This is a genomic window from Cryptosporangium japonicum (genome assembly GCF_039524755.1).
Classification (GTDB): domain Bacteria; phylum Actinomycetota; class Actinomycetes; order Mycobacteriales; family Cryptosporangiaceae; genus Cryptosporangium; species Cryptosporangium japonicum.
Window position 1 is genome coordinate 135,790 of the sequence record NZ_BAAAGX010000032.1, and the last position, 22,875, is coordinate 158,664.

General features: G+C 69.7%; 23 protein-coding genes. 15 read left to right on the forward strand and 8 right to left on the reverse strand.

Going from position 1 to position 22,875, the window contains the following annotated elements; all coding sequences use genetic code 11:
- Positions 1–13: 13 nt before the first annotated feature.
- A complete protein-coding gene (locus ABD437_RS35190; RefSeq protein ID WP_344653294.1) occupies positions 14–841 on the reverse strand; it encodes a phosphoenolpyruvate hydrolase family protein in 828 nt (275 codons plus the stop codon).
- Positions 838–2,058 carry a Tm-1-like ATP-binding domain-containing protein gene (locus ABD437_RS35195; RefSeq protein WP_344653295.1) on the reverse strand — a complete coding sequence of 407 codons (1,221 nt, stop codon included), beginning with the start codon at positions 2,056–2,058 and terminating at the stop codon, positions 838–840. The genes ABD437_RS35190 and ABD437_RS35195 overlap by 4 nt, the downstream gene beginning before the upstream one ends.
- A 129-nt stretch (positions 2,059–2,187) precedes the next feature.
- Here ABD437_RS35195 and ABD437_RS35200 point away from each other — a divergent pair, with 129 nt between their 5' ends.
- Together ABD437_RS35200 and ABD437_RS35205 are read left to right on the forward strand one after the other, a co-directional pair.
- Positions 2,188–3,567, forward strand: coding sequence for an aminotransferase-like domain-containing protein (locus tag ABD437_RS35200; protein ID WP_344653355.1), 1,380 nt, complete (start codon positions 2,188–2,190; stop codon positions 3,565–3,567).
- Positions 3,568–3,577: 10 nt separating this feature from the next.
- Positions 3,578–4,009 carry an SRPBCC family protein gene (locus tag ABD437_RS35205; protein WP_344653296.1) on the forward strand — a complete coding sequence of 144 codons (432 nt, stop codon included), beginning with the start codon at positions 3,578–3,580 and terminating at the stop codon, positions 4,007–4,009.
- Here the strand turns inward: ABD437_RS35205 and ABD437_RS35210 are convergent.
- Entirely contained in the window at positions 3,994–4,938 is a 945-nt protein-coding gene (locus tag ABD437_RS35210) for a helix-turn-helix transcriptional regulator (protein WP_344653297.1), read from the reverse strand. The genes ABD437_RS35205 and ABD437_RS35210 overlap by 16 nt on opposite strands.
- 83 nt (positions 4,939–5,021) lie before the next feature.
- On the opposite strand from ABD437_RS35210, the gene ABD437_RS35215 reads away from it, so the two are divergent.
- The gene (locus tag ABD437_RS35215; protein WP_344653298.1) at positions 5,022–5,423 is read left to right on the forward strand and encodes a VOC family protein; all 402 of its coding nucleotides are present in this window, start codon (positions 5,022–5,024) and stop codon (positions 5,421–5,423) included.
- Here the strand turns inward: ABD437_RS35215 and ABD437_RS35220 are convergent.
- Positions 5,386–6,189, reverse strand: coding sequence for a nucleotidyltransferase domain-containing protein (locus ABD437_RS35220; protein WP_344653299.1), 804 nt, complete (start codon positions 6,187–6,189; stop codon positions 5,386–5,388). The two genes, ABD437_RS35215 and ABD437_RS35220, sit on opposite strands and share 38 nt — an antisense overlap.
- Before the next feature lie 4 nt (positions 6,190–6,193).
- Complete coding sequence (locus ABD437_RS35225) at positions 6,194–6,841, reverse strand: class I SAM-dependent DNA methyltransferase (protein WP_344653300.1); 648 nt, start codon at positions 6,839–6,841, stop codon at positions 6,194–6,196.
- A 40-nt stretch (positions 6,842–6,881) separates the two neighbouring features.
- On the opposite strand from ABD437_RS35225, the gene ABD437_RS35230 reads away from it, so the two are divergent.
- The 4 genes from ABD437_RS35230 (at position 6,882) to ABD437_RS35245 (ending at position 12,110) form a co-directional block, all read left to right on the forward strand.
- Positions 6,882–7,301 (forward strand): protein-tyrosine phosphatase family protein, encoded by a 420-nt coding sequence (locus ABD437_RS35230; RefSeq protein WP_344653301.1) that lies wholly within the window; start codon positions 6,882–6,884, stop codon positions 7,299–7,301.
- A 183-nt stretch (positions 7,302–7,484) separates the two neighbouring features.
- The gene (locus ABD437_RS35235) at positions 7,485–8,561 is read left to right on the forward strand and encodes an AbrB family transcriptional regulator (protein ID WP_344653302.1); all 1,077 of its coding nucleotides are present in this window, start codon (positions 7,485–7,487) and stop codon (positions 8,559–8,561) included.
- A gap of 12 nt (positions 8,562–8,573) precedes the next feature.
- Positions 8,574–8,846 carry a DUF6510 family protein gene (locus tag ABD437_RS35240; RefSeq protein WP_344653303.1) on the forward strand — a complete coding sequence of 91 codons (273 nt, stop codon included), beginning with the start codon at positions 8,574–8,576 and terminating at the stop codon, positions 8,844–8,846.
- Between the two features lie 39 nt (positions 8,847–8,885).
- Positions 8,886–12,110: an ATP-binding protein gene (locus ABD437_RS35245; RefSeq protein WP_344653304.1), complete on the forward strand. Its 3,225-nt coding sequence runs from the start codon at positions 8,886–8,888 to the stop codon at positions 12,108–12,110.
- Here the strand turns inward: ABD437_RS35245 and ABD437_RS35250 are convergent.
- Complete coding sequence (locus ABD437_RS35250) at positions 12,090–12,785, reverse strand: hemerythrin domain-containing protein (protein ID WP_344653305.1); 696 nt, start codon at positions 12,783–12,785, stop codon at positions 12,090–12,092. The two genes, ABD437_RS35245 and ABD437_RS35250, sit on opposite strands and share 21 nt — an antisense overlap.
- Before the next feature lie 121 nt (positions 12,786–12,906).
- Here ABD437_RS35250 and ABD437_RS35255 point away from each other — a divergent pair, with 121 nt between their 5' ends.
- The 4 genes from ABD437_RS35255 (at position 12,907) to ABD437_RS35270 (ending at position 18,062) form a co-directional block, all read left to right on the forward strand.
- Entirely contained in the window at positions 12,907–13,530 is a 624-nt protein-coding gene (locus ABD437_RS35255) for a hypothetical protein (RefSeq protein ID WP_344653306.1), read from the forward strand.
- A complete protein-coding gene (locus ABD437_RS35260; protein WP_344653307.1) occupies positions 13,505–14,251 on the forward strand; it encodes a metallophosphoesterase in 747 nt (248 codons plus the stop codon). The genes ABD437_RS35255 and ABD437_RS35260 overlap by 26 nt, the downstream gene beginning before the upstream one ends.
- 740 nt (positions 14,252–14,991) lie before the next feature.
- Positions 14,992–15,408: a peptidase inhibitor family I36 protein gene (locus tag ABD437_RS35265; RefSeq protein WP_344653308.1), complete on the forward strand. Its 417-nt coding sequence runs from the start codon at positions 14,992–14,994 to the stop codon at positions 15,406–15,408.
- 1,508 nt (positions 15,409–16,916) lie between these two features.
- Entirely contained in the window at positions 16,917–18,062 is a 1,146-nt protein-coding gene (locus ABD437_RS35270; protein ID WP_344653309.1) for a hypothetical protein, read from the forward strand.
- A 59-nt stretch (positions 18,063–18,121) separates the two neighbouring features.
- Here ABD437_RS35270 and ABD437_RS35275 read toward each other — a convergent pair whose 3' ends face one another.
- Together ABD437_RS35275 and ABD437_RS35280 are read right to left on the reverse strand one after the other, a co-directional pair.
- The gene (locus ABD437_RS35275) at positions 18,122–18,826 is read right to left on the reverse strand and encodes an HAD family hydrolase (RefSeq protein WP_344653310.1); all 705 of its coding nucleotides are present in this window, start codon (positions 18,824–18,826) and stop codon (positions 18,122–18,124) included.
- Positions 18,823–19,665, reverse strand: a complete 843-nt coding sequence (locus ABD437_RS35280) for a GntR family transcriptional regulator (RefSeq protein WP_344653311.1) — start codon at positions 19,663–19,665, stop codon at positions 18,823–18,825. Before ABD437_RS35280 ends, ABD437_RS35275 begins: the two co-directional genes overlap by 4 nt.
- Positions 19,666–19,789: 124 nt before the next feature.
- Between ABD437_RS35280 and ABD437_RS35285 the strand changes: the two genes are divergently transcribed.
- From ABD437_RS35285 to ABD437_RS35300, 4 genes are all read left to right on the forward strand, one after another.
- Positions 19,790–20,308, forward strand: a complete 519-nt coding sequence (locus ABD437_RS35285) for a plasmid replication, integration and excision activator (protein ID WP_344653312.1) — start codon at positions 19,790–19,792, stop codon at positions 20,306–20,308.
- 178 nt (positions 20,309–20,486) lie between these two features.
- Positions 20,487–20,903 (forward strand): hypothetical protein, encoded by a 417-nt coding sequence (locus ABD437_RS35290; protein WP_344653313.1) that lies wholly within the window; start codon positions 20,487–20,489, stop codon positions 20,901–20,903.
- A gap of 80 nt (positions 20,904–20,983) precedes the next feature.
- Entirely contained in the window at positions 20,984–22,333 is a 1,350-nt protein-coding gene (locus tag ABD437_RS35295; RefSeq protein ID WP_344653314.1) for an FtsK/SpoIIIE domain-containing protein, read from the forward strand.
- A gap of 5 nt (positions 22,334–22,338) precedes the next feature.
- Positions 22,339–22,701 carry a hypothetical protein gene (locus ABD437_RS35300; protein WP_344653315.1) on the forward strand — a complete coding sequence of 121 codons (363 nt, stop codon included), beginning with the start codon at positions 22,339–22,341 and terminating at the stop codon, positions 22,699–22,701.
- Positions 22,702–22,875 lie beyond the last annotated feature (174 nt).

Here is a 22,875-nt window from a genome sequence, read left to right on the forward strand (position 1 = left end):
CTTTCCGATCGGGTCAAGAGTTGAACGTCAGGGCCTTGAAGTCCTCGGTCTGGCGTCGGATGCCCACCTCGGTGGGGAGGCGTTCGATCGAGGAGGCGCCGAAGAAGCCGACCACGCCCTCGGTGTGGTCGAGCACGTACTGGGCATCCGCCGGCTCGGCGATCGGACCGCCGTGGCACAGGCACAGGATGTCGGGGTTCACCCGACGTGCGGCGTCGGCCAGTGCCTGAACACGCTGGGCCGCCTCCTCCAGCGACAGCGCGGTCTGCGCCCCGATCGTCCCGGACGTCGTCAGCCCCATGTGCGGCACCAGGATGTCCGCGCCTGCCCGCGCCATGTCCGCGGCCTGCTCCTCGTCGAACACGTACGGCGCGGTGAGCAGATCCAGTTCGTGCGCGGCCCGGATCATGTCGACCTCGAGCCCGAACCCCATCCCCGTCTCCTCGAGGTTCGCGCGGAACACCCCGTCGATCAGCCCGACGGTCGGGAAGTTCTGCACGCCCGCGAAGCCGATGTCGCGGATCTGCCGCAGGAAGTGCGGCATCACGCGGAAAGGATCAGTGCCACACACCCCGGCCAGAACCGGCGTCCGCGACACGACCGGGAGCACTTCCGACGCCATGTCCATCACGATCGCGTTCGCGTCGCCGTAGGGCAGCAGGCCCGACAACGACCCACGCCCGGCCATCCGGAACCGGCCCGAGTTGTAGATGATCAGCAGGTCGATGCCGCCGGCCTCGGCCGACTTCGCGGTGATCCCGGTCCCGGCGCCGCCGCCGATGATCGGTCGTCCTTCGGCCACCGCGGCCCGGAAGCGCGCCAAGATGTCCTGCCGAGTCACGAAGCCCCCTTGATGTACGCGTGCAACGCTTCCGCCGCCGCGGCGCCGAACCCAGCGTCGTTGATCGCCACGTCCAGCTCGTAGACGGACACGCCGGACCCCGCCAACCCCGCACGCAACGCGTCGAACAGCGCTTTGTCGGCGTCCGCGTCCCGGAACGGACCACCGTCGACGTCGATCGCGCTCACTCCGCGCAGCGGCAGGAACAGCGCGGTCGGTCCGGTGGCGGCGGCGAGTTTGCCGGCGATCCGGCGCCCCAGCTCGGCCATCTCCGCCGACGTCGTCCGCATGAGCGTCACCGTGGGGTTGTGCACGAACAGGTTCCGGTCTTCGAACTGCGGCGGCACGGTCTCGCGCGGGCCGAAGTTCACCATGTCGAGCGCGCCGACGCTCACCACCTGGGGCAGGCCGAGCTGCCCGGCGATCTCCAGCCGCGACGGACCGGCGCTGAGCACGCCGCCGACCAGGTCGTCGCACAGCTCGGTCGTCGTCAGGTCGCAGACGCCGGCCAGCAGACCGGACTCCACCAGCTTCTCCATCGCCCGGCCACCGGTGCCGGTCGCGTGGAAAACGAGCACCTCGTAGCCGAGGTCGGTGAGGCGCTCGCGGGCCTCGTCGGCGGCCGGGGTGGTGACGCCGAACATCGTCAGGCCGACGAGGGGCTTCCGGTCCCCGGCCGGAACACGCTCGGCGTACGCGCGAGCCATGCCCGCGATACCGGCGGCCGCGTTGCCCAGGACGGCCTCGGAGACCGAGTTGATCCCGGCCACGTCGACGACCGAGTACATCAGCGTCGCGTCGACCTCACCCACGTACGGCTGCACGTCGCCGCTCGCCATCGTCGACACCAGCAGTTTGGGGACGCCGATCGGCAGCACCTGCATCGCGGGCGCGGCCACCGACGACCCGCCGGAACCACCCACGGCGAGCAGCCCGTGCAGGCGGCCCTCGTCGAACAACCGGCGGACGACCAGGGCGGCGCCGGTGCCCATCGCGGTCATCATCTCGCCGCGGTCGCGGCGTTTACGCAGCGTGTCCGGGTCGGCGCCGGCGGCGCGCAGTACCTCGTCGGAGTGCACGTCCGCGAGGGTGCTGTCGGAGAACGAGCCGACATCGATGGCGACGACGTCGACGCCGGCCTCGACCAGGCGGTTCCGCAGCCACGAGTACTCCTCGCCTTTGGTATCGAACGTGCCGAGCAGTGCCACGGTCGCCATTGACCTGTTCCTCTCACGTACGAACGGTTACGCCGAGGCTAGGCGGGCCGAGCCCGGCAGATCTGGGCCAATTTTCGAGGATTGGCCCACGCCTGGATCCCGCAGCAGTGGGACAGTGCACGAGTGGCGATGACGGCACTGGACGCGAGTGAGGTCTGCCGTCTGCTCGGTGGCTGGACGACCGGGTCGGCCACCCTCACCGACGACCTGGTCACCGCACTCGTCGAGCTGATCGACGCCGGGCTGGTGCCCGCCGGTGCCCTGTTGCCGCCGCAGCGGCGGCTCGCCTCCGCGCTCCTGGTTTCCCGTGGAACGGTGACGTCCGCGTACGAGTGCCTCGAAGCCCGCGGTTACCTGGCGACCAGCCGCGGGTCGGGCTCGCGGGTGCGGTCGGCGCGCAGCCAGCTGCACGGCCGCCCGAGCGGTCGGCTCTTCTCGTTCACCAGTGCGCCGGCCGACGTCATCGACCTGTCGACCGGTGCGCTGCCCGCCTCGCCGGTCGCGGCGGACGTGCTCGCCCGGCCACGCGCCGAGCTGACCGCCTACCTGGCGACCGACGGTTACTTCCCGGCCGGGCTGCCGGTGCTCCGCCAGGCCATCGCCGACCAGTACACCCGTGACGGCCTGCCCACCCGCCCGCAACAGATCCTCGTCACCTCCGGAGCCCAGCAGGCCACCTGGCTGGCGGTCACCAGCCTGGCCGGCAGCGGCGACCTGGTGCTGACCGAGGAGCCGACGTACCGCGGTGTGCTCGAGGTGCTGCGCTCGACCGACGCGCGGGCCGAGGGCATCCCGCTCGCCGGCGGCGGCCTCGACGTCGAGCAGGTGCGTCACGCGTCGAGCCGCAGACCCCAGGCTCTGTTCTGCCAGACCGCTATCCACAACCCGACCGGCCGGAGCATGACGGACGGGAGCCGCGCCGAGCTGGCCACGCTGATCAACGACGTCGGGCTGCCCACCATCGAGGACACCTGCTCGGCCGATCTGACGCTCGCGGGCGCGCCGGTGGCACGCACGCTGGCCGGGCTCGTCGACCCCGAACTGCTGGTGACCGTCGGCAGCACCTCGAAGCTGTTCTGGGGCGGCGTCCGCATCGGCTGGATCCGGGCCAGCGAGACCCGCGTCCACGGGCTGATCGAGCTGCGCAAAGCCGTCGACCTCGCGTCCTCGGTCGCCGACCAGCTCGTCGCGGTCGAACTGATCGCACGTACCGACGTGGCCCGGCACCAGCGCCGGACCATGCTGACCGAGGCGCTGGCGGCCACCGAGTCGGAGTTGCGGTGCGCGTATCCCGACTGGCACTGGAACCCGATCGACGGTGGCTCCGGCCTCTGGGTCGACACCGGCCAGGACGCCGTCGCGCTGGCCGAGCGCGGCAAGCGGGCCGGCGTCCGCGTGGCCGCCGGACCGAGTTTTTCCACGTACGACGGACAACGCACGTTCCTGCGGCTACCGGTCTGGCACGAGCCGACCATGCTGCGGGCCGGACTGACCGCACTCTCGTCCTAGGAGGAGTTCCATGGCCCGGTCGTACTACAGCACCGTGTTCGAGCACGACGCCGCCGCGGTCTGGGCGGTGGCCCGCGATTTCAACGGACTCGCGACGTGGTGGTCGGAGGCGTGCAGCGAGAGCCACATCGAAGACGGCAAAGCCGCTGACCAGGTCGGGGCCGTGCGGTCGTTCCAGCTCGGCGAGGGCACTATTCGGGAACGTCTGTTGGCGCTGTCCGACCTCGAACGCACCTACAGCTACGAGTTCGTCGGCACGCCGCCGTTCCCGGTGACCGACTACATCGCGACGCTCCGCGTGACGCCGGTCTCGGACGGCCGATCGTTCCTCGAGTACAGCGCGGTGTTCGAGTCCGACGACGCGGCCCGCTGGACCGCGTTCTTCCCGGCGGAGGTCTTCGAACCCGCGTTGAAGGCGCTGGCGTCCTACCTCGCCCGGTAGAGGTCCGCGAGTTCCGAGCCGATCCGGGCCAGGTGGGCCCGGACCGGTTCGGGTTCGATCACCTGCACCTGACTGCCCCAACCGGCGAGGTTGCGGGCGATGTCGAGCGCGGTGGGGGCGCCGACGCGGACGGTCGACCGGTCGTCGCTCTCGGCCTCCACGTGGCAGTGGCGGCCGAAGTGGTTCCGCAGGATCGGCACGAACCGGGTAGCGATCGTGACGGTCGCCCAGGTGCGTGACCGGCGTTCCTCCACCTCGCCGACCACCTCGGCCCAGGCCTCGGCGAGGGCGAAGTCGTCCGGCCGGGTGCTCGGCTCGTCGGTCGGTTCCGCGTCGAGCATCCGGTCGACGCGGAACGTCCGCCGCCCGTTCGCGGTGCCGGCGATCAGGTACCAGACGTCGTCTTTGTCGACGAGCCCCCACGGCTCCACCACGCGCTCGGTGCGCTCACGCCGGCCGTTGACGTAGACCAGCCGGACCTTGCGCTGCCGGACGATCGCGGTCTGCAGCTCGTCGACGCGGGCCGGTCGGCTGCGGTCCCGTTCACCCCAGCGCGTGGGGTCGATCATCGTGGCACCGGCGGCCGCCTCGGCGTCGGCGCGGAACGTCTTCGGGAGCGCCTGGACGAGTTTGCGCAGCGCGGTCTTCGCCTCGTCGGACACCGCGGCCGCCGGCCCCACCAGCCGGAACAGGGCCTGGGCCTCGGGCGCCGAGAGCCCGCTCAGGTCGGTGCGCGCACCCCCGACGAGTGACCAGCCGCCACCGCGGCCGGGCTGCGGATAGACCGGGATCCCGGCGGCGGAGAGCGCCTCGAGGTCCCGGCGGGCGGTGGCGACGCTGGTCTCGAGCTCGGTGGCGAGGTCGGCCGCGGTGACCCGGCCGCGGGCCTGGAGCAGCAGCAGGGTGGCCACGAGGCGGTCGGCGCGCATGAGTCCAGTCTCCCGCCGAAAGTGCTCAGAGGGTGAGCACTTTGGGGCGGATGCTGAGTTCACCCGATCGAAGGAGCTCAGAAATGCTGCGCGGACTCACCACGATCACGTACTTCGCCGACGACGTCCCGGCCGCGGTGGCCTGGTACTCGACGTTGCTCGGCGTCGCGCCCTACTTCGAGCGGCCGGTCGAAGGCCCGCCGGCCTACGTCGAGTTCCGCATCGGCGACTACCAGCACGAACTCGGTCTGCTCGACCGCCGCTTCGCACCGCCGACAGCCCCCGGAGCGGGTGTGGTGGCGTACTGGGCCGTCGACGACGTCGAGGCCGCCTACGCGCGGCTGCTCGAACTCGGCGCCACCGAGCACGACGAGCCGACCGAACGCGGCCCCGGTTTTGTCACCGCGTCGGTCGTCGACCCGTTCGGCAACGTGCTCGGCGTGATGCTCAACCAGCACTACCTGGACGTGCTGGCGAGCCGCTGATCTCGTCCAGTACCCAGAGCTGGAAGGCCCGGGCCTCGGGGCCGGACGGCGGTGGCCCACCGGTGCGTGCCGCGATCGCCTTCTCGATCGACGCGACCCGATCGGGTGCGGTCGGCTCGGTGGCCAGGCGCCGACCGGCGGCGATCTTCGGGAGCCAACCGCCGTGGCGGTGTTTCACCAGCGAGCGGCACGCGCCGAGGATCGCGTCCTCGGTGCCGGGCGCCGGCTCGTCGCCGGGCGGTGTCGGCCGCGCGATCCACCAGCTCAGGGCGTCGACCAGGAGCTGGTGCAGTTCGGCCGGCCGTACGTCGGCGAAGGCTTCCGCCGCCGGCGCACCGAACAACGTCCGGCCGGCCTGGTGCAGGATGCTGCGGTCCAGCGCGTACCAGAAGAGTCCGTCGGCGACCGGTCTCGCGTCGGGGGAGTAGGTCTCGCGGAAGTCCATCCGCGGGCCGCTGTTCAACTCGACCTCGAACCCCGGCTCGGCCGTGCCCGACCGCGCCACCGCGCAGCGGTAGACGACCAACTCGAGGCCGCGCGCCGGGCACGGCAGGTTCTCGTGCCGGAGCGCGGCCACGAGTGCACGCTTCTGCGGCTCGGGCAGCGCATCCGTGACCGTGAGCGCCACGTCGACGTCGCTGCGGCCGGGCTGGAAGGCGTCCAGCCCGATCGACCCGGCCGCGTAGGCGCCCACGAGGTTCTCCCCGAGGACGCCTCGAGCGGCCGCGATCAGAGCGTCGAGGTACTGCTGAGCCGCACCGTCCATCCGGTCATCGTGTCTTGCGGGCGAGCAGGAACGCGTGCGGCGCGGTCATCGTGTCGTCGGGCTCGCGGCGCATCCGGGTGTGCACGCGGAGGCCGGCCGCCTCCAGCAGGCCCACCACCCGTTCGACCGGGTGGCGCAGGTAGTCGAGGTCGACCGGGATGCCGAACACCTCGTCGAAGTGCCGTGTCTCGGCATCGGTCTGGAAGATCAGGAGTGCGTGGCCGCCCGGCGCGAGGACACGGGCGAACTCCCCGATCGCGGTCGGCAACAGCTCGTCGGGGACGTGGATGATCGACCACATCGCGGAGAGAGCGGGCAGCGACCCGTCGGGCTGGGGTAGCGCGAGCATCGAGCCGACCTCGAACTCGATCTGCGGGTGACGCTCGCGTGCCACCTCGACCATGCGCGCGGAGAGGTCGATGCCGGTGGGCTCCAGGCCCGCCGCCTGCAAGAACGCGGTCTGGTCACCGGGGCCGCTCCCCACGTCGACCACCCGCGCCCCCGGGCCGGAGTCGGCGACCACGAGCTCGGCGAACGCGGCGACGAACGCCCGGTCGATCGGGCGACGGCTCAAGTCGTCACCGGCGAAGTGTTCGGCGTACTCGGCGGCGATCGCGTCGTACCCGGCTCGCGTTCGTTCGATCTGCGTCATGGCCGTGCACGCTAGGGCCCGGGTACGACAAAGTGGAGGCATGACTGGCGTCGTGGAGTTGCCGTCCGGGGTGCGGGTGCGGGGCCGCCGGATGCGTGACGTGCCGGACACTCCGGCGGACTTCCTGGTCGCGCTGGTGGCAGGGCCGCTGCCGGCCTGGCCGCACCGCCGGATCGTCTGGCCCGATTTCTGGGTTCCCCGCGACCGCGCCGACGCGATCGACGCACTCAACGAAGCGCTGACGAAGGCCCACGACGGCGCGTTCGTCGAGGTGGCGTGCATGGGCGGCCGGGGACGGACCGGCACGGCGCTGGCCGCGCTCGCGGTGCTGGACGGGATGCCCGCGGACCAGGCGGTGGCGTGGGTGCGACAGGCCTATGACCCCAAGGCCGTGGAAATGCCCTGGCAGGCCCGCTGGGTGCGCTCGCTGAAAACTGAACGGGCGCGGCCTCACGAATGAGACCGCGCCCGTAGTGCTTGGTGTGCCGGCCCGGCAGCCGCCTCTCGGCGAGTGGCCGCTCGTAGCGGCTGAAGGTGAGGCCCGGGGGCATGGACCGGACCGGCACTCTCTACAAGGTACCCGGCCCTCGGATCATTCCCACCCCTCCGAGATCTTTCTCCCAGCCCGCTTAGGCTGGGTTTGATGGTCTGGATCCCGATCGCCGCCGCAGTTCCGCTCCTGGCGTTCGCGCTCGACGCCGTCGGCCTCCCGTCCGCGACGCTCTTCGCCGCGCTGCTCGTCGGCGTCGTGGTGTCCGTCCGGCCCTTCGCCGGTCGGTTCGCGCGGTCCCGAGCGGAGGCGGCCGACGCCGACCGGGCTCGCGTCCGGCTGCCCGAGTCCGCGAACCGGCTCGCCCAGGCCTGTGTCGGGGTGCTGATCGGCGCACTGGTGCAGCCGAGCGCGCTGGGCTCGCTCGCGAGCGACTGGCTGGTCGTTCTCGCCGCGACCGTCGCCACGCTCCTGGTGAGCCTCGCCGCCGGCGCGCTGCTCGGCCTGCACCGCGACGTCGGCGCGGTCACCGGCTCGTTCGCGCTGGTCGCCGGAGGTGCGTCCGGGCTCACCGCGATCAGTAAGGATCTCGGCGCCGACCAGCGGGTCGTCGCCGTCGTCCAATACCTGCGGGTGCTGGTCATCGTGGTCTCGATGCCGATCGTGGCCGGAACGCTCCCGGCCGGTGAAGGAACCGGTGCCGAACTGGCCCCGGGCCACGGGAACCTGCTGTTCACCGTCCTCTGCGCCGCCGTCGGCGTCGTGCTGGCCCGCCTGTTGCCCCGGGTGCCGGCGCTCTCGCTCCTCGGCCCGATGGTGCTGTCCGCGGTCCTGACCGTCACCGGCGTCGCGCACGGCGCCACCGCACCGGCCGCGGTCGAGCAGGTCGCCTACGCGATCATCGGGCTCCAGGTGGGGCTGTCGTTCACCCGGGAGAGCCTGCGCTCGGTCCGGCGGGTGCTCCCGCTCGCGATCACACTGGTGCTGGTGCTGATCGTGGCCACGGCCGCGGTCGGTATCCCGCTGCTGAGCCTCGCCGGCGCGTCCCCGCTCGACGGTTATCTCGCGACCACGCCCGGCGGGCTCTACGCCGTGCTGGCCACCGCCACCAGCACCGGAGCCGACACGACGCTGATCCTCACCGTCCAGATCCTGCGGTTGCTCGTCATGCTGCTGCTCGCCCCGTTGATCGCGACGCTGCTGAGCAAGAGAATGAGGCATCCCAGGTGAGAGGCAGCAACCGTGGACAACGACTACGGGTACGTCGACGGCAACGCCGCGGCCGGCCCGTTACAGGAACTGCTGGCGGTGGAGGCCACCACCGTGGAGGGGCAGTGCACCAGCTGCGGCCGGACGTCGATGCTCGCCGACACCCGCGTCTACTTCGGCGGGCCCGGCCTGGTCATGCGCTGCCGGGGCTGCGGCGCGGAGCTGCTGAGCCTCGTCACCACCCCGACGACGACCCGGCTGGACGTCAGCGGCCTGACCTGCCTGACGTTCCCGCTGGAGGCGTGAGCCCCGGTCTGCTACCGGAAGCGGATATCTTCCCGAGTCATGGGGCCAATCACGCTGTCGGTGCTCGGTCCGGTGCGGGCCACCCGGCTCGGGGTACCGATCGACCTCGGCGGACCGCGTCAACGCTCGGTCATCGCCCGGCTGGTCATGGCCCGGCAGCACGTCGTCTCCACCGATCGGCTCATCGACGACCTCTGGGACGGTGAGCCACCGCCGAAGGCCCTGGCCACACTCCAGGTGCACGTGTCGCACCTGCGCCGGGCGTTAGAGCCGGAGCGAGCCCGGCGCACCGCGGCCACGGTGCTGGTCAGCGCCGCACCCGGCTATGCGCTGGCGCTTCCCACGGACGCGGTCGACGCCTGGCGCTTCGAGGCCCTGCTCGAGCAGGCGCAGGCCACCGCCGATCCGTCGGCCCGCAGCGAGCTGCTCACCCGCGCGCTCGACTGCTGGTCCGGCCCCGCGTACGCCGAGTCCGCCGACGCGTCCTGGGCGGTACCCGAGATCGCCCGGCTGGACGGCCTGCGCCTGGTGGCCCGGGAAAGCCGTGCCGACGCCGAACTCTCGCTCGGCCGGGCCGCGCTGCTCGTACCGGACCTGCAACGACACCTGCACGACCACCCCACCCGGGAAGAGGCCGTCCGGCTGTTGAGCCTGGCGCTCTACCGCAGCGGCCGGCAGGCGGAGGCGCTCGCCGTCCTGCGTGAGGCACGTGCCCATCTGGCCGACGAGTTGGGCATCGATCCGAGCCCGGCCCTGCGCGAGCTCGAGTCGGCGATGCTCACCCAGTCGCCCGACCTGGACGCGCCGCGCCCGGCCGCCGTGGTCCCCGCGGTCACCTCCCGGGCCGCGGAGCCGGCCGTGGAGCGGCGCGCACCCGAGACGGCGCGCATCGTCGGGGCGGTCACCGGCCGGACGGGCGCCGGCGTCGTCTGGGTGGCCGGTGAGGCCGGGGCAGGCAAGACCACGCTGGCCGAAACCGTCACCGCTGAACTGCGTCACCAGGGCTGGCAGGTCGCCTGGGGTCGCTGCCCGGAGGTCGACGGCGCGCCACCGGCCTGGGCGTGGAGCGAGGTCGTCCGTGCGCTGCCCGGTGACTCCGACGACCCGGCGCTCGCACCGCTGCTGGCCGAACGCCCGGTCGAAGGCACCACCGGCGACGCGTTCTGGCTCGCGCGTGCCGTCGCCGCCCTGGTCACCGATGTGACGAAGAGCGCGCCGCTGCTGATCGTGCTCGACGACGTCCACCGCGCGGACGGTCTGACCCTGCAACTCCTGCGCCAGATCGTCGACCAGGTGTCGGTGCTGCCGGTCGTCGTCCTCGCGACCTACCGCGGCTCGGAGGACGGTGACCAGCTCGCGGCGACCCGCGCCGCCCTCGCGGTGGCCAGCGCGCACCGCGAGGCACTGACCGGCCTCGACGACGACGGCATCGAACGGCTCGCCCGCGCCGCCGGCCTGCCGCTCGTCGACCAGGGTGTCGTCGCGCTGCTCCGGGAGCGCACCGGCGGCAACCCGCTCTTCGTCCGCGAGCTGGCCCGGCTGATGGCCGCCGAGGGCACGGCGGCCGCGCGCACCGTCGTCCCGACCGGCGTCGGCGACGTGCTGCGGCGGCGGATCGCCCGGCTCCCCGGCCCGTCGGTGACCGTGCTGCGTCAGGCCGCGGCACTCGGCCGGGAAGTCGACGTCGATCTGCTCGCCGACGTGGCCGGTCGCGACCCCGACGAGATGATCGACGCACTGGAAACCGCGGTGCTCGCGGGACTGCTCGACGAACCGGCGCCCGGCCGGGTGCGGTTCGCGCACGCGCTGATCCGCGACACGCTCTACGCCGACACGCCCGTGCTGCGCCGGACCCGGCTGCACGCCGCCGCGCTCCGCACCCTGGCCGACCGGGACGCCGACGCGGCCACGCTGGCCCACCACGCCGTGGCCTCGGGCAACGACGAGCGGGCGATCGCGTACGTGGTCGCGGCCGCACGCGCCGCCGAGAAGCTGGGGGCGCTCGGCGAGGCCGCGCAGCAGTGGGCCACCGCGGTCCGGCTGGCCGCCGACCGGAGCCCCGCCGAACAGCTCGAACTGCTGCTCCCGTCGATCTCGGCGCACGCCCGCGCCGGTGACGCGATGACCGCGCGGACGCAGCAGCACACCGCGGTGCGGATCGCGACCGACCTCGCCGACGACGACCAGCTGGTCCGGGCGCTCGCCGCCTGGGACGCACCACTCGTCTGGCGGGTCCGCGAGCAGAGCACGATCAGTGCCGAGCTCCTCGACCCGCTCCGCGAGCTGCTCCACGGACGAACGCTCGCGCCGAGCGTCCGCATCGGCTTGTTGTGTGCCTTGTTCCGGGAAATCGAAGGCGAGGACGACGACGAAGCCCTGCGGACCAGCGCGGAGGCGCTCGAGCTGGCCCGGGCCGAGGGGAACCCGCGGTTGCTGTGCGAGGCGCTGAACGTACGCACGTACGCGGCGCTCGGACCCGACCTCGCCGATCAACGTGACGCGCTGGCCGCCGAGCTGCTCGAGGTGGCCACCGACGCCGGTCTGGTCGACTACCAGGCGGTGGCGCACTGGCTGCTGTTCCTGACCTGCGCCGGTCGCACCGACCTGACGCGGGCGCGGTCGCACGTCGACCAGGCGGTGGCGCTGTCGAGCAGTGGCCAGCTCGGTCACCTGCTCGGGGTCATCGGGATCTTCTCCGGCGCGCTGCTCGTGCTGGCCGGGCGGCACGACGAGGGCCTGCAGCAGTACGAGGTGGTCGCGGCGCGGCTGGCCGAGACCGGCGCCACGAACGGCGGGCTGATGGCGCTCGTCGGCCGGGTCGTCGTGGGGTTCGACCGGCGGGACCTGTCCCCGGTGGTCGGCGACGCCGACTGGCTGGCCGACGCGATCCCCGGCGCGATGTCCGAGGTGGTGGCGCTGTGCCGGCTGGACGCGGGGCGGGAAGCGGACGCGCGGGCGGCCTGGGCGCAGCGGGTGCCGGTGGCCCGGGACTACTACTGGCTCATGACGACCGCGATGCGGGCGCACGCGGCGGCGCGGCTCGGGGACACCGCCGAGGCGATCGCCGCCCGTGCGGCCCTGCTGCCGTACGCCGGGCGGGTGGCCGGGTTGGACTCCGGCACGATGCCGGTCGGCCCGGTCGACGACGCGCTGGCCGCGATCGCGGAGTTCCTGGGTGACGCGGAGGCCGCGGCCGCCCACCGGGCCGGCGCCGCCCGGGTCCGCGAACACGTGACCACCGAGCTAGGAGCGCTGGGTCTCTGATCCGAACACGGCCCGCTCGCGACGGCGGAAGCGCGGCACCAGGAGCGCGATCATGAGCCGCACGGGCAGCGGCGCTTCGGCCCGGAGCGTCGCGTACTCGGTCGGTGTCGTCGCCGCCACCACACGCGGGATCTCGAACGTGAGCGACGCGCGCTTCTGGATCCGCGACTCGACCTCCTGCCAGTTCGACACCGAGACGTACTCCTCGATCACCGGGAAGACCGACACCTCTTCGTCGGCGATGTGCTCGTTCAGCAGGTCACGCAGTTCGGCCAGGCCCACCGCCAGCACGGTGGCGCTGTCCTCGCTCGGCGCGGCCGCGAACCGGGCCGCGGCCGCACGCAGCTGATCGAGCCGCGGGTCGAGCGCGCTGTGGTCGTCGCTGAGCGCGGTGAGGTCGATGTGCGGCCCCGCCGACGCCTCGATGACCGGCCACAGGATCTCGTCCTCGGCGGTGTGGTGATGGTGCACGGAGTCGGCGAAGTCCACGACGTACGCGGCGACCGCCTTCGCCCGCGGCCGGTCGCTGACGGTTCGCCCGGCGGCGAGGTCCTCGGCGAGCGCGACGAGCCGGGCCGCGTCCTTGAGCATCACGCGGTGGGCCAGCTTCATGCCGAGGATGTCGGGGACCGGTTCGCCGGCGGAGCGGGGACGGACGTCGATCGGGCGGGTCATGGCGGTGCCTCTTCTCTCGGGTCGGATCTCGACGCCTCGAACTGTCGGCGAAGCCGCTTGTGAAGCTCTTGCGATCCACCTGGCAACCCGGGAGCAAGCGCGCAGGCGCACGGTGCGGGCCATGACCACCACGACCGTCGTCGCCCCGCCCACCACCGACCTCCGAGCGCTCGCCGTCACCGCAGGCGGAGTGCTCTTCGCCATCGGCAACGCGATGCACCCCTGGGAGCACGACGAGGCCGCCCTGACCTACCCCACCTGGGCCGGCGCCCACGTCGTCTTCGCCGCCGGGGCCGTGCTCGTCGCGGCCGGCCTGGGAGCGCTGAGACAGCGACTGGCCCGATCGAAGGCCGCGGTCGTCGGGCTCGGATTCCTGTGGGTCGCGCTCGTGCTGATGCCGGTGAGCTCCTACGCCGAGGCCTACGTGGCCCCCGCCGTGGGCCGGGACGGCTTCACCGCGATCGAGGAATCGACGGTCCTGTTCGGGCTGGTGTCCGGGCTGCCGCTGCTGATCGGGCCGCTGCTCATCGTCTTCGGTGCGCTGCGGCACAAGCTCCTGCCGCTCTGGATCACGCTGTCCTTCCTCGGCACCACGCTCGGCCTCGTGCTCGCGCCCGCGGTGCCCAAGGAGGGGTACGCGATCATTCCGGGCACGGTGATCTTCGGCCTCGGGATCGCGGCCGCCGGTTGGCTCTCGTTTCATGTGAAACGCTCGACCGATGACCGTGATCGCGCACCTGAGTGATCTGCACCTGGACGGTGGCCCGCGCGCGGCACGTCGCGCGGGCGCGGTGTTCGACTACCTCGACCGCAGCTCGGTCGACGTCATCCTGGTGACCGGCGACATCGCCGACCACGGTGCTCCGGCCGAGTACGAGGAAGCCGCGAAGCTGTTCGCCGACCGGGGCAACCTCTTCACCTGCCCCGGCAACCACGACCGGCGGGAGCCCTACCGGACCGTCCTCCTGGGCGACCCGACCGGTGGCGACGAGCCCGTGAACCGGCTCCATCGCCTGGGCGACCAGGGCCCGGCGTTGCTGCTCTGCGACTCCTCGATCCCGGGTCGCCACGACGGCCTGCTCGCCCCCGAGACGCTCGAGTGGATACGGGGCTCGCTGGCCACGCTTCCGCTCGACGTCCCGGCGTTCGTCTGCTTCCACCATCCGCCGGTGGTGCTGCACCAGCCCTACATCGACGAGATCCGCTTGGCCGGCGAGGAGGATCTGGCCCGCGTGCTGGCCGACTTTCCCCAGGTCGTCGCGGTTCTGACCGGGCACGCGCACACGGCCGCCGTGTCGATGTTCGCGGGACGGCCGTTACTGGTGGCCCCCGGCGTGGTGTCGACGCTGCTCCTGCCGTGGGAGGCCGGCGGCGACCGGATCGTCGACCTGGACGCCCCGCCGGCCCTGGCGTTCCACGTGTGGGAGAACGGACGGCTCACGACCCACTACCGCGTGGTGGGTTGAGGGCTCAGTGCCGCGACGACACGCTCCGAGAGCGCTGGACCGGGAAGCGCATACCGACGAGCGGGCGTGAAGCTGAATCGTTCCTTCTCCACTGAGCGTGACTGACGCTGGGGGAGGGGCAGGGATGATGGGCTCATCCCGTCTGCTGTCGACCCGCCCACAGGGCAGCGGGTGGACGGCCCGGGGCGCCACCCGTCAACGCACGATTGACGCGCCCACTGGAGGCTGGTGCCCCTGGCTGGCGGTCTGCTCAGGTCTCTCGGGTCGTCGCGGTAGGCAGGCCCCCCTTGCTGGAAGATCCCCGCCGGAGGCAGCTCTTTGGCCCTGGCCTTCGCGCGCGAACAGATGCCCGCGCCGGATAAGGCGGTAGGGCGCACCCAGGTGTGGAGCCCGAGTCGAATTGTGGAGTGGCATGACTCGCGGCCACTACCTGGCGTTGGCGGACGCCCCTGCGGCCGACCTGACCAAGCTCGGGAAACAGGGACCGCTCGGAGTTCTTCCAGGTAGTCGGCGAGGGAGGACCGGCGTCGGAAGCCCTTTCGCTCGTGGTTGCTCCGTACTGTTCGCGTCGGCCTGATCAGCGGGCCCGTTGCGAGCTTCGTAACCTAAGGTCGCCGACCCATCCGGCTGGAGCAAGGCGCAACTCATCGCCGTGGTCATGGCCGGCGAAGCTGAGGCACGACGACATCGCCGAATCCGACTCGGCATCGGGCTTGGTCCCAGTCGCTACCCTCCGCCCCATGCGTCTCCTTAGGACAGAACTCATCGCGGGCCGCCGACCCACACGTCGCCGTGCGGCAAGCGCCTCACTCGCTGCAGCGCTCGGCCTCACGGCGGCCCTGTTCGCGGCTCAGCCGGCCCAGGCATCCCTGGATGATTGTGCGAAGTACACCGGCACGATCTGCTTGTTCGAACACTCCGGTTACAACGGCCAGCTCTGGCGGCAATACCCGGCCCAGGTCGAAGGCTGCCGCTCCTTCGTGCCGGACGCCTTCAACGACGAGGCCAGCTTCATCGAGAATCGCAGCGGGCGCCAGATCACGGTTTACGAGCACGCCAACTGCACTGGCGCCTCGAAGACCGTCAAGAGCCTCACCCACCTGGAGTTGGGTGGCACGTCGTTCAACGACAAGGCCAGCGCGATCAAGATCACCTGACTCGCCTGAGCCGCAGCGACACTGCGTTGCGGGTGATCCCCGCAACGCAGCGATGGCGGCACAAGGTGCCGGTTGCGGGGTCGGGCCGCCGGCGGCGCTGCGAGACGGTCACCGACGGGCCGGCACCCTGGCCGCAAGAGGCGCGGCCGACGAGCTGGTGGCCCGTGGATGACCCGCCATCCTCAAACCGGCACCAGACGCACCGTGGGGTCCGGGGCTCGGCCCCGGGGCGGCATTGCGAAAAGGCCCCTGGTCAGCGCATCCCGCTGACACAGAGGCCCCACCTTTGAGCGGGTGACGAGAATCGAACTCGCACTGTCAGCTTGGGAATCGCACCAGTACCGCAGGACGCTCGGCGTTCGAGCTGGTGAGCGTGGCCTGAAGTGGCCTGGTTGACCACTGCGTTACCCCGGCTTCTGGCCCGTGGATGGCCCGCGCTCGAACCCCTCTTACCTGCATCCCGTCTGCCGTCGACCCACCCACCGGGGAGCGGGGCGGCGTCGGGGTCGCCACCTGTCACCACATCGTGAACCCGTTCGATGGAAGCTGGCGACCCCGACGACGATCTGCTCGGCTTGCCTGGGTCGTCGGTAGGCGGGATGCCTCATCCCCGGAGCCTGAGTGCTCGCATGTCGCATGAAGCGCGTGCCGCTACGGCGGCCAGCTCGCCGACGATGGCCGGCGGTCGCGCGTCGTATGCGACGCCGTGGCGGCGCGGCCGGTGACCGGCCGGAGGCCGCATGCTCCGGACGCGGAACGCCGACGGCGTCACCAGACGCTCGCATCGGCGCGCGCGCTCGGCCCGCCGCAGGCGGGCCGCTTGATCTACTACAGGGCAACTCGGCAACGATGCTCGGGACTTTGGCGGTCACTACTGCTGAATCCGATATAAGGTCGGAATGATCGCATAACAAACATTGCGGGATGATCTAACCCGAAATGCAGGACGTTGATAGCACGGGGCCCACTTGAAGAGTCTGACGGCCTATCCTGAGCCGGTCAGAGGCAGGCCCGGGGGGCGCGTGGGCAATTGGATGCACAGGGCGAGTCAAATGTTCCGCTGGTGCGGGATTTCGTTGAGCATAGCAACTCGAAATCCGCGAATGCTATCCAACGGGAGTCGCATGTCACTATTCACCTCCCTCCAGGCATTCTAAGCTCAGGCGCTCAGGAACATTTTCAAAGTTGTGTCGAAAGCTTCGCGAGCGCCCTCGCGAGGGAAACCTCGCGACTCGAAGAAGGTGAAAGAGCCGAAAGCTTTGACCGGCCAGAAGTTACTGCAACAATGATCGAAAAAGCCAACAGGGTAGTTAGATATCCTCACCTGAAAAAGGCAACGCTCCCGTTTAGAGTGCTTGCCCTACAGGTTCTATTAGTACCTCTACCGATTCTTGCGGGGATGTTCGGGAGTTACCTGAACTCCACTTTTCAGTGGGCTGCAGCCGTGGGGTTGACCCTTCTAGCTGCTTCCGCCCAGGCGTACCTAGTCATATGGTTCAGGAGGCGAAATGAACAAGCCTGAGCCGCTTCGAACTACTCCGAACATTGAATTCGAGTCGAACGAACTCACGCCCGCCGCAGAAGAGCTGCTTCGTACGCATCTCCTATCAATATCCCAGCGAATCCTCAGCGAAGCTTCTCGCGCCGCCGGCATTCGCACAGATAGAGAAATCACCGCGGCGGACATCAAAGAGGGTATTAGGCGATCCGAGACCACCAGTACGGCATTGAGGCGTCCAGTTCGCGGAAATCCTCGAACCCGACAGACTCGCCTTCGGAACATATTCTTCGCCTACGCCGCTTTACTGGTGGTCCCGACGATGTTCTTAGTCAGCGGCAGCGGCTGGTCGCTAATCGTGGCACCACTCTCACTCCTCGCGGGCGGCCTCGGTTTAGGCTATCTATCTCGTCGTCGACCTGAAGGTCTCGGCCTTCTGGAGGAATCCACCGACGAAATTGCCTCGGAGGAATTTATTGCCAACTTCGCAAAGCTGGAGAGTCGTGCGCGGGACTTAGCCGGTCGGATCTTGGGGGAGCCAGGTGAAAGCCTTCCGCTTGATCGGGCACTCTCCGCACTGTTAGTACTCCCATCATGGACGGACAGCGATACCCACGTGTTTCGACGGATTCTCGCCTTGAGAAATGCTCTCATCCACGATGAGATACATACACTGAGCACTTATCAGCTGACTTTTGGCATGGTCGAGTCTGAAAGGTTACTCAGAATCTTAGGCGCTGCGCAATTGCCGAAGGTGGCATCTCGCACTTCCGGACCGACCTCAACAGACGCCTTCAGCTTCGAGAATCGTGTAAGGGTCATGCTAATTTCTTCGTTTCCAAGTGCCGTAATTGAGCAGGTGGCGACCGACGGGGAAATTGACCTTGTGTTATCGACAGATAAGGGGTCTGTGGGGATAATCGTTAAGTACAAAAAGGATGGGATACTCACTCGAGATGACATTCAGCGCGCCATTTCTACGGCAAGTAAATCTCCGCATAGAATCGCACTAATCACCAACGCCGAGCTCTCTGACGGTGCACGCGAGTGGCTACTCGCCACTTCTGCAGGGCGGAAGAGGCTACATATTATGCGCTGGAGCGGAGATGCCTACGATCGAAGTCCAGCCGAGGCCATCGGCAAAATCGTTTGGTGAGCCTATGGCTATCGCGCCCAAAAATCAGTGATATGTAACGCGGGGTCGGCCTAGCGAGCTTACAAACGGGCAATGGATTCGGTCAGCTCGGTCAGCTTCCGTACGACGGCGGCGCTGCCAGCACCGCTCAATTGACTCACCTTGCCCAGTTTATTTGCGAATCCGATCGTCATGACCCTTGCTCGATTGCCCGCCTGGACATCAGTGACGGAGTCGCCAACGAAAGCCGCAACCGTTGGTGCCTCCCGCCCGACTGAGAGCGCACGAAAGAGCAAATAGGGTGACGGTTTCATTTGATCCGGCCGTTGGTGGTCCCGACCCTCGACATGAGCCACCAGCGATGTCAGCGCAGTTCGGTTTAGGTAAGCGCGGATCGCTTCACTGCTGTTGTTGCTGACTATCGCGACGGGGCGGCCGGTGGCTTGGCAGGCTTCGAGGAATTCGCGGGCGCCGGGGGTGGGTTCGGCGGTGGCGACGGCGCGGACTTCGGCGTCGGTGAGGGCCTTGTCGACGACCTGGGCAAGGTCGTCGTCCTCGTCGGCTGCCCATCGGAGGATCGCGAGCGGGTCGCCGGTGTGGTGCAGCTCGACTGGGAGGTCGAAGCCGCGGCTTACGACGAGGTCTTGTAGCTCGGCGGCAATCTCGTGCGCGGGGAGACCGGCGAAGACTTTGCAGACCGGTCCGTCGAAGTCGAGCAGGATGTAGCGAGCTTGGGAGAGCAGCGCGGTTAGCTTCCCGGAATCGTCAACCGCGTGCTCGGTCACGGCGTGTGGTCTCTAGCGACGGTGTTCCACATGCTGTCCAGCCACAGGCGTGCCTGCTCGACGTACTGCGTGCCGATGCTGGTGTCATCTTCGGTGACGGAGTGGTGGAAGAGCGTGGCGTCCTTGCCCATGAGGTCGTACACGATGTGCTCCGTTCCCTTGATGGTCACGGTGTGCTCGCTGACCGGGTAGAAGCCGAAGAAGACCTCGTCCCCGTTCAGAATGTAGAGCTTGAAAAGGGGCGCCGCGCGGTGGACGCGGACCTCGGCCTTTGCGTCTTGAACGAGCCCGAGCGTCCCCAGCTCGTGTACGGCCTCGGTGATCGCAGACAGGCTGCGGCTAGTGATACCGGCGGCGCGCTCGCGGAACTCCGGGTCGTCCTCCAGGTCTTCGGCACGGACCGGGAGCGCCCACGGAACAGACGTGTCCGGGACCAGCGCGCGTACGCGAAGAGACTTCGGCGTCAGTCGGCCGGCACGGATCTTGTCCAGCGGCTCGGCCATCACGCCTGCGAGTGTCTCGCCTGAGAACCCGGCGAAGTCCACCGTCACGTGCTCGGCCTCGAATGCCCGCTCGATGTGCGGGCGAAGTCCGACCGGGCGCTCGGTGCGGGCTCGGACGAAGACGCCGCTTCCCTGGCGGGACACGATCAAGCCCTCATCACGTAGAAGGCGGATCGCCTGCTGCACGGTCATCCGCGCCACGGCGTAGTGCTTCGACAACTCCGGACCCGACGGCAACTTCTCGCCGGGCTCGAACTGCTTCGTCAGGATCTTCGCCCGCAGGTCAGAGGCCACCTGCTGATAGGGCGGGCGGGGGTCATCCGGGTCAAAGGGCATGCCGACACTCTAGAGGTTTTCTAGGTTGCCTAGCCAAGTCCTTTGCGAAATGCAACTTGGCTAGCCATGCTGGACAGGTGCCTGGCGCTGTCAGAGAGGCAGCGGGCAACCACAGGGAGTTCGCGTGATCAAGGGACGTATGCACATCAGCATGGACACGGCATTCGCGGCCGGCCTGTTCGCGATGGCCGTCGAGCCGGAAATCGACTTCGAGCGGAAGCAGTCCGGAGCAGCCGACACCCAGAAGCGAGACAAGGAAACCGGCGAGCGGCTGTGGGTCGTGCGCTGCGTCGACGGCGACGAGGACGCACAGAAGCGCGGCCAGGCCGAACTCAAGATCACCATCGTCGCGCCCGTCCAGCCGGTGCTCCCTGAAGCGCTTCCGGGGACGCCGTTCCGGCCGGTGGAGTTCGAGAACCTGACCGTCTTCCCCTACGTCGACGGGGCTCGGTGTAAGGGCGGCGGCCACTCGCAGTGCCGGGGACGGGTCGCCTACTCCTACCGCGCGTCCGGGATGCGGTCTCCGGGCCGCGCTGCTCACGCCGCCCCGAGCAAGGCCGCGAGAGCCCTCATAGACCGGGACGCGACCCGGCGTCTTCCCCTCCTGTCGGGTCGCGTCCTCCTTCCCTGGGAGACCTCGTGAGTGAGCACAACTCGACGCGGCGCTCGGCTACCCGGGACTGCGTCACCTGCTACCAACCTCACCCGACCGGCGCGCTCGTCCAGGGCGAATGCCCCCGATGCGCCGGACTCATCGCACTGCCCCTACGAGACGAACGCGGCCGATATCTGCCCGCCTCGGCGTGGTCCGGTGATGCGGCATGACCGGACCTGAGCACCTGTACCGGTCCGAGCTGATCACCCAGGGACCGGAGTGGTTGGCGCTGCGGGCAGGCATGCGGGCTGCGGTCTCGGCCTACGTGACCCGACTCCGTCCGATCCCGGACGTCTTCGACCCGGCCCGCCGTGACCCGATCGAACTGCGATCCCGCTACCTGCTGACGCTGGCCACTGAGCGAGCGGCGGCCGACCACCTCGACCAACTCGCGGTGAACGCTGGCCAGTGGGCCATCCACTTCGGCGCCACTCCTGAGCAGCTCGCGGCGGTCGACGACACCACGCCCGAGCAGGCGGCCGAGCGGTACGCGATCCCGGAGGACTACCGGGGTCAGAAGTTCCTTCCCCAACGGCCCGAGTGGGTCGAATCCGACGCTGCCTTTCCGGGAGGCGATCAGTAATGAAGGTCAACGGATACCGCGCCGACGATCTAGCCCGAGTCGGCCTGATCACGCGCGAACGCTGGGTTATGCCGCTGTGGATGTCCCTGACCGGCGTCTGCTTCCGCGCCCTCTGGCGTGCCCTCGTCTGGCTCATCCGGCGCGGTGCGATCACCGGTCCGGCGCTCCTCCTAGTCATCGCGTACTTCCGGTGGGACTGGCCAGGGCCGGCGGCGCTCCTCACGGGCGCGGTGCTGTTCCTCGTCGCCTGGTGGCTCGCGCATCCGGCCAGCTTCAAGCGGGTGGTCGGCGCGCGATTACTCGGCCAATGGCGGCTGATGATCCGCTACCGCAGGCTGTGGCGTCCCGCGATGATCGGCGGCCAGCTCGCCGTCGTCCACGACGAGAAGCAGTACCTGCCGGTCATCCGGCGCGTGCGGTCAACGCGGTGGGCGGACGAGCTGCGAGTGAGGCTGCTCTACGGCCAGACCCCGGAGCGGTTCGCGCTGGTCGCCGAGAACCTGCGGCACGTCTTCGGCGCCTACCGCTGCACGGCCCGCGAACTCAAGCCCGGCGTGGTGACGCTGCGCTTCTACCACCGCGATCCGCTCGCCACGCCACTCGGCCCGCTACCGATGCAGGACTTTCCGGACCTGCGCCGGATCGAACTCGGGCGCACTGAGGACGCGGTGCCGTTCCTGCTCGCGCTGCTCGGAACGCACGTGCTCGTGGCCGGCGCGTCCGGTGCGGGCAAAGGCTCGGTGCTCTGGTCCCTGATTCGCGCGCTGGCTCCGCTGGTCGCTCAGCAGTCGGTCGAGCTGTGGGTCATCGACCCCAAAGGCGGAATGGAGATGACGTTCGGCAAGCCGCTGTTCGCCCGCTACGAAGACACCGACGCCGAAGCGATGGCCGAACTCCTCGAGGAAGCCGCCGAGCGGATGCAGGCGCGGACCCAGCGGCTCAAGGGCGTCACCCGGCTGCACACTCCCTCGCCGGGCGACCCGCTGATCGTCGTCCTGGTCGACGAGCTCGCCGCGCTCACCGCGTACCTGTCCGACCGGAAGCTGCGGGATCGGATCAAGGCGGCGCTCTCGCTCCTGCTGAGCCAGGGTCGGGCACCCGGCTTCCTCGTGGTCGCAGCGGTCCAGGACCCGCGTAAGGACGTGGTGCCGTTCCGGGACCTCTTCCCCACCCGGATCGCACTACGGCTCACTGAGGCCGAACAAGTCGACATGGTGCTCGGCGACGGCGCCCGCGATCGCGGAGCCCTCTGCGACCGCATCCCGCGTGCGCTTCCGGGCGTCGCCTACGTCCGGCTCGACGACGACCCCGACCCCGTGCGCGTCCGGTTCGGCTACCCCGACGACGACGCGATCGCCGAGACCTGCCAGCTCTACGCACCGAACTTCCGCCCGCAGATCCTCCCCGACGACGCGCAGGAAGCGGCCTGACAACCATGCCTACCTACTGGAGCGGCGCCCCGGGCGGATACGACCCGGCAGACGGCTACCGGCCCTTCGGACGGGTTCTCCCCGACCCGTCCGAAGCGCTCCAACCCTTCCTCCCGTCCGGCTGGCTCACGCAACGCTCCTCGGCGCGACGCTGGCTGGTCTACGGCCCGCAACGCCAGACCGGCCCGTCGGCCACCTCCGCCGTCCTAGTCGGCGAGCTGGTCTGGTGCACCGACCACGAATGGGGCGTCCAACCCGTCGGCGAAGCACTCGCCTGGGGCCGCTCCTTCCGCACCGCCGTCGAAGCGCTCGACGCCCTCGTCGCCTGGTGGAACCACGGCGGCCCGGACTGCGAGCCGACGACGTGACCCCATCGCAGGGCCGAATGAAACCCACCCGGCCCGGCTCGAACGGGCTGGCTCCCCCTCCAACTGCGGACCGGTCACTCGGGTCTAGCGCCGGCCTAGCGCGGGCGAACCAACCCTACGACCGCTTCGACTCATCGACCGATCGCATTTCACCGTCGCGCTTCTCTGCCGGGA